The 6000-nt window shown below is 58.7% G+C and carries 5 protein-coding genes, 1 tRNA gene and 1 pseudogene; 6 read left to right on the forward strand and 1 reads right to left on the reverse strand.

The genetic code is table 11. The features are described from left to right. The first annotated feature begins 357 nt into the window (after positions 1-357). From IVB13_RS39905 to IVB13_RS39930, 6 genes are all read left to right on the forward strand, one after another. Positions 358-726 (forward strand): hypothetical protein, encoded by a 369-nt coding sequence (locus IVB13_RS39905; protein ID WP_018457812.1) that lies wholly within the window; start codon positions 358-360, stop codon positions 724-726. A gap of 134 nt (positions 727-860) precedes the next feature. Further along, positions 861-935: transfer RNA gene (locus tag IVB13_RS39910), tRNA-Asn, on the forward strand. Between the two features lie 363 nt (positions 936-1298). Further along, positions 1299-1538, forward strand: a complete 240-nt coding sequence (locus IVB13_RS39915) for an AlpA family phage regulatory protein (RefSeq protein WP_247492788.1) — start codon at positions 1299-1301, stop codon at positions 1536-1538. After that, entirely contained in the window at positions 1535-2803 is a 1269-nt protein-coding gene (locus tag IVB13_RS39920; RefSeq protein WP_247492752.1) for a hypothetical protein, read from the forward strand. The genes IVB13_RS39915 and IVB13_RS39920 overlap by 4 nt, the downstream gene beginning before the upstream one ends. Positions 2804-2936: 133 nt before the next feature. Next, complete coding sequence (locus IVB13_RS39925) at positions 2937-3107, forward strand: hypothetical protein (protein WP_247492754.1); 171 nt, start codon at positions 2937-2939, stop codon at positions 3105-3107. A 231-nt stretch (positions 3108-3338) separates the two neighbouring features. After that, positions 3339-4760: an AAA family ATPase gene (locus tag IVB13_RS39930; RefSeq protein ID WP_247492756.1), complete on the forward strand. Its 1422-nt coding sequence runs from the start codon at positions 3339-3341 to the stop codon at positions 4758-4760. A 552-nt stretch (positions 4761-5312) separates the two neighbouring features. Here IVB13_RS39930 and IVB13_RS39935 read toward each other — a convergent pair. Then, a pseudogene (locus tag IVB13_RS39935) lies at positions 5313-5495 on the reverse strand (cell division protein FtsZ); the annotation flags it as partial. Between the last annotated feature and the right edge of the window lie 505 nt (positions 5496-6000).

The following is a 6000-nucleotide window of genomic DNA, read 5'->3' on the forward strand; positions in this document are numbered from 1 at the left end:
CGCCCTCTGACGAGGAGGGTGTACGAAACAAAGCAAAGCTCGGGCGAGCCAAGCCGCGAGGGCGCGAAGCTGTGTCTGCGACAAGAATCATATTCGCGCGGTGCCGGGCGCCCGCCCCGGAGACAACAAACCCCGCGATCTATGAATGCCGGTTCATTGCTGCGGAGAATTCGAATCGATAAGAATTGCTCGCTGCGCGTCTCGCGTCGTGCAGAGAGCCGGAGGCGGATCGATCGCGTCTTGCACCTTTCGATTGCGCCTCCGACGAATCCTTCGAGGCAACGCCATTGGTTGCCGCGGCGCCTGCGCCGATCGACGTCAGGCACCGAAAGCCCGTTTCGATCGGGGGAATTTCATATGAAGTATTTTCTGTCTGCACTGATCGCGGTCGGTCTATCGATTGCCGCCGCGCCGTCGTACGCGACTGACGCCCGCAACGTCACTGTCGTCAACGAGACCGGCTATGCCATCAAATTCCTGGGCTTCAACGCCCCGGACGATGGCATGGACGAATGGGACAACGAGCTGGACAAGGTTTTGCAGAACCAGGCGAGCACCTATGTCGAGTTCGACGATGACGACGAAGGATGCGTCTGGAACGTCCGCGTTGACTGGCAGAACTATGACGAGACCGTGCTCTGGAAGAACGTCAACCTCTGCAAGTTCACGGCACTCCGGCTGCGCTACGATTCCGGCACCAAGACCACTTCGTTCGTCGCCGAGTAACTTGACCTGAGGCCGGGCGGAGGAGGGGCCGCGTGCCCTTCCTCGCCGCAATGTGCCACATAGCGAATTCGTCCTTTGCAAGCGCAAGCGGCTTTGTTATACGCAGCCGCGCGCGAACGACAGGTTCGCCCTTTTCCTCGGTAGCTCAGCGGTAGAGCATCCGACTGTTAATCGGATGGTCGCTGGTTCGAATCCAGCCCGGGGAGCCATTTACTACAGGTTAAGAACCTGAATTCATTGCGCTTTTCGAGATAGCAAAAAACGCTTCCCCGCTTTCTCTCCCTACTTTTGTCAGAGCTTTGCCGCGCTCCGGCGGGCGACTCACCTCGCAGGGCGGGGTTCCGGTTCCGGCGCGCGGTCTCTGGAGCGAGTGCACTTCCACGAAAAATAGGATGCAGTTTCGTACGGTTTTGGAGTTGTCAATAGCGAATTGGTTGTCTATGTAGTCCGTAGCCCAAGCGACTCAGTCGCAACCCGGACTGGCCCTTGTGCCGGCGGGTATCGGTTTCCTCGACGCAGCCAAAGACTCCTCAGGAGCTGGTACCGGCGTCAGACTGAAATCAATCTCTCCCATGTCTACCAATCCGTCTGCCTGCGAGCCCATGCTCGTCAGCATGAAGACCGCATGCGCGCTCACTAGCCTGAGCCGCACGATGCTGAATCGCTATCGTGCGGAGGGCCGCTTCCCGGCCGCGGTCCAGCTCGGGGACAAACGCATGGCGTTCGTCCGTCAGGAGGTGAATCAGTGGATCGCTGACCGCATCGCTGCGCGTGCCGCCAACGACAACACCAAGCGCCAGGTCGCGGCGTGAGCCTCAGTGACATCCTCCGCGAAGAGAAGGACCGCACCGGCATCGACCTTGGCAACCTGACCGTGCTGTCACCGCGGCTTGACCCGTATCGTCTCGACACTAAGGCCAATCATAATAAGGGCCAGTGGTTCCGCGACCAGATGGAGCATGCCGGCCTATTCAGGACCGAGGCAACGTACCATAACAGAGGGATTCATTATGCCGTGGTCTCGCTCGGTGACGCATGCCTTCCTTCAGGCATACCTTACAAGAACGACTTTGATTGTTGGACCTTCCTGCAGGACGCCTCGAATATCGCTCGGTGGCTCGGCTACGTTTCGTTTGAGAAGGTATTCGATGCCAGGAACGCAGACCCGGTCATAAGGATTCGTAGCAGGGCAACTCGTGGGTACAAGGTGGGTCTCGCCGCGCAACTTCTCATGCCCGATGACGACGACCTTATCCCGACTGTCGCCGGTAACTGGGGCGATGCCAGGCAAGCCTATCAACTTGTCATCTATGGCGAGAAAACCTCGCTTGAGAGTGCGCTCGGTCCAATCGCCGAGGAGTACGAAGCAGACCTGTATCTGCCATCCGGCGAAATCAGCAATACGCTCTTGGCGAAGATGGCTGCGACTGGCGCCGGGGATGGCCGCGAAATGGTTGTCGCAGTGTTTGCCGACTGCGACCCGTCCGGTTATCAGATGGCCATCAGCATTGCCCATAAGCTGCGTGCATTCCGGGACCTGCATTATCCGAACAACCTGTCGTTCCGAGTGATCACGCCGGCATTGACGGTGGAGCAGGTTAAGGAGTTCGGCCTTCCCCATGCGCCGCTCAAGCCGACCGAGTTGAGGGCTGCTGGGTGGGTAGAACGGTACGGCATTGAGCAGACCGAAATCGATGCGATGGCGACACTGCGGCCCGATGTTTTTGACGCCATCGCTCGCAAATCTCTAGACCCGTACTTCGATCACGGTCTGGCCGCCCGGCATGCCCAAGCCAAGGGTGAATGGCATCAGATGGCACAGGGGCGCTTTGCCGACCACTTCAACGGAGAGCTTGATGACGCTTGGCAGGCTGCAGTTGGGGCGCGCGCTGACCTTCAGGCTAGGGTTCAGGTTTTGTGCGAACTCGCCGATAGGTTCAACGAGGAGCTTCCTGGATTCGACAGACCGCAGGCCGATGTAATCGGCGATGGTCCAGTCCTTGTGTCGTCCGACATGCCGCTTGCCGAGCATGCTGGCGTTCTGCGCGACCGCAAGGATTACTCGGTCGCCACCTAGACCGCCCGCTCGATCGGCCCCTTAGCCGAGAGCATCCCGCAGCTTTGCCGTGCCAACCACCAAATAGATCGGGGGCAGCCTTTAGTGCCCGGCCGCGAAACGGCAATAGTTATCAACTTCGGAGGTGAAGTGCATGACCGCAGGACAGCAGGTGATTGCCGACTACTACCGCATGTTTCCGCGACGCGAGCCGGCTCCCACTCGCGTTATCACTCGCGACGATAGCGTGACCTTTTATGTGACCGACGGCGACGGCGTCATCTACGGACGCTCGCAGTGGCGCACAGAGGAGAGGTACATTTGAAGATACTGTCTGCTCGACCTGGGCAAGCACCAATAATCGGGCATGTCGACGTCGAGACATCACCCGGCATCAGACTTTACGGCCTGCGCGTGTCGCGCGCCTTAGATGGCTCATTCCGAGTTTTCGGACTCAGCAATGACCACGGCCGAACATGCGCGTTCGACCGTAATGCGGTTGATGCAATCGCTAACGAAACTATGCGCTTTATGACCATGAATGGACCTTCGCACAATGCCCGACTCCCAAGCTAGACTTATCACCCCCTTCGAGTGGAAGGACCCGAGGACGTTCACGCCCATCGGCATGACTGCCGAACCTATATTTGAAGAGATCGATCCTGAGATATTCAAAATTGTCCGGCAGGCCATCGCCGCACGCGAAATCGTTGAGGCCGGGATCGCCCCAGCCAGCGAGCCCGGCAATGATAATGAGGATGGCACCACCAGCGAGCCAGCCTTCGCTCTCACGCCATACATCCCGCAGGACCCCACCAAACTACCGCGCCGCGATTGGCTGTTCGCGCAGCACTACATCCGCAAATATGTATCAGTCACCGTATCGCCTGGTGGTCTTGGCAAGACGTCCAACAGCGTCGTTGAAGCCCTGGCGATGGTGTCAGGTAGGCCTCTTCTGTCATGTGATGGCGATGGCGGTCTGTCGAACCGGCTGCGTGTCGCGTTGTTCAACGGCGAAGACCCGCGCGACGAGATGGAGCGGCGTATCGAGGCTGCTCGCCTTCATTACAAACTGAAGCGTGAGGACGTTGCCGGTCTCTTCCTTGATGTCGGCCGGGAGCAGGAGCTTGTGCTTATGGAAGAAACCAGAAGGGGCGTCGACCCTCGCCAGCCCATCGTCGAGGCGGTGGTTGAACACATCATGGCGAACGGAATCGATGCCATGATTGTCGACCCGTTTGTGTCATCGCACAGGGTGAATGAAAACGATAACGGCGCGATTGATAGGGTCGCGAAGCTGTGGGGACAGATTGCCGATCGCACGAATTGTGCGATTGAGCTTGTCCACCATCTACGCAAGTTAAACGAGAATAAAGAGGCCACGATCGACGATGCCCGAGGAGCTGTGGCGCTTATCGGAGCCGCCCGTTCTGTGAGGCTGCTGAACCGAATGTCGCCTGAGCAGGCGAAGGAGGCGGGCGTTCCTCCGCACGATACCTCCAGCCACTTCTATGTCATCACGGGAAAAGCGAACATGACGAAGCAAGACAATCGCCGCGCCTGGCGTAAGCTGGAGAGCGTCGGCCTCGGAAACGGTGACGGCCTGACTAGGCCGCAGGATCACGTTGGTGTTGTGACGCCGTGGAACTGGCCATCAAAGGCTGAGACCGCCGCTACAGCAGCCGGTGCAGTGACGCCTGAGCAGATGGAATTGATTTTAGTGCGCCTGGAGAATCAGACCTGGAAACCGGGTCGAACCTCAGGAACGAACTGGGCCGGAAACCTCGTCATGGACGTGCTGGGACTCGACGCTAGCGAGAAGGAAAATCGGGTGCAGGCTGACAAGATCATTGCGGGTTGGAGAGCAGACGGAACCCTTGCCGTCGAGGAAGAGCAGAACCCCGCCAATCGGCATAAATGGCATGTGCTCAGACCCACTCGACCAAGCCCAAGCTGGGTGCGCCAACTACCGCGCTAAGTACTGCGCTAACTTGATTTTATAGTTGACGCAAAGAGCACTTGCGCTGCGTCAACTACCACCCTTGAGGGGGTGTTGATGCAGTGCTGTGCGCCATCTTGTCGATTTTAGAAGGTAACGCACGAACGGGCGAACAGAGTCACCCCCGTGCTGGGTTGATTTCCTTGGGCCCTGTTTTGCTGGGCAAGCGCTTGATCTCGTTGGCCATGGGGCCGATTTCCAAGAGGGGGTAAGGGCCATCTCGATCCCTAGGCCGGCCCGCCTTGGCTTCCGGCCGTACAGTCATAGAGTTTAGGCCGCAAGTTTCCAAAAAGTGTCACGGGCAAAAAAAGTTGCGAAATCCGCGGCGTCGCGTGTGCAAGTGCGGTCCGCGGGGGTGACCGCTCCAGAAGCCTGACCTACCCCTCTGGGCCCGGTCACATCGGCCCAGAGCCGAAAAGCACCAGAGGCCGCGCCTACATCACAGCATGTAGAGGTTCCCATTTAATCACGCAAACCTAACCAGCCGCTATCGCCCGCTGCCTTCACCGACCTTGCCGCGTGCCCATCTGCCATCTGGATGAGACGCTCGACCTTCGACATGCTAAGCGCCTGTGCATCGGTATTGGCGACGATGAAGTCGAAGCCTTGCAGCCCGGCCGCGATCATGTTGTTCACGGCATTGCCACCGGTACCGCCGACCCCAAACACGGTAATGCGCGCCTTCATCTCGCGAATATCGCTAATGTTGGCCATTTTTGCCTCGCAAATACTCCACCGAGCTGGGGAATGAGAGGACACGGATTGCTATACGCCAGGACTTTGCTCCGAAAGTGAGCGCGGCAAGCGCAATCACAAGCGACGAGCGGCCACTGGAGAGATTTTCAGGCACGCACCTAGCGCGGCATATGTCAGGTCTCGGCGGACACCGGCTGTTCTCCTTGAACGAACCGAGCGGCAATCCGCTGATGATGACCGGCCAATGACGGCAGGCTAGGCCCCGATGGTTAACGATTCCTAAGGGCGAGCAGCGGTTTACCGCTTGAGCGTGACCGTGGGGATCGCGTGCCACCATCTGACCTCATCGCGAAAGTGCGCCGGCCTCGCGTCTGAGGGCAGGCGGGCAAGCCTCGAATGGGCCACTTCCAGACTCATTCAAGTCTTCGCATGTGTTTCGGCATGGAATAAGGACCCCGTTTTCGGGGTGATCGGCATCCAATCGGGGGTCTGACTCATTTCCGATGAAGTTTGCGGGGCGACT

Source organism: Bradyrhizobium sp. 17, assembly GCF_023073515.1.
In the GTDB taxonomy this organism is placed as follows: Bacteria; Pseudomonadota; Alphaproteobacteria; order Rhizobiales; family Xanthobacteraceae; genus Bradyrhizobium; species Bradyrhizobium canariense_D.

What these genes read in the sequence shown, in the direction of transcription:
- IVB13_RS39925 (WP_247492754.1), top strand. Translation starts at nt 2,937, where the DNA reads ATGACCGCAGGACAGCAGGTGATTGCCGACTACTACCGCATGTTTCCG.
- IVB13_RS39930 (WP_247492756.1), top strand. Translation starts at nt 3,339, where the DNA reads ATGCCCGACTCCCAAGCTAGACTTATCACCCCCTTCGAGTGGAAGGAC.
- IVB13_RS39915 (WP_247492788.1), top strand. Translation starts at nt 1,299, where the DNA reads ATGTCTACCAATCCGTCTGCCTGCGAGCCCATGCTCGTCAGCATGAAG.
- IVB13_RS39905 (WP_018457812.1), top strand. Translation starts at nt 358, where the DNA reads ATGAAGTATTTTCTGTCTGCACTGATCGCGGTCGGTCTATCGATTGCC.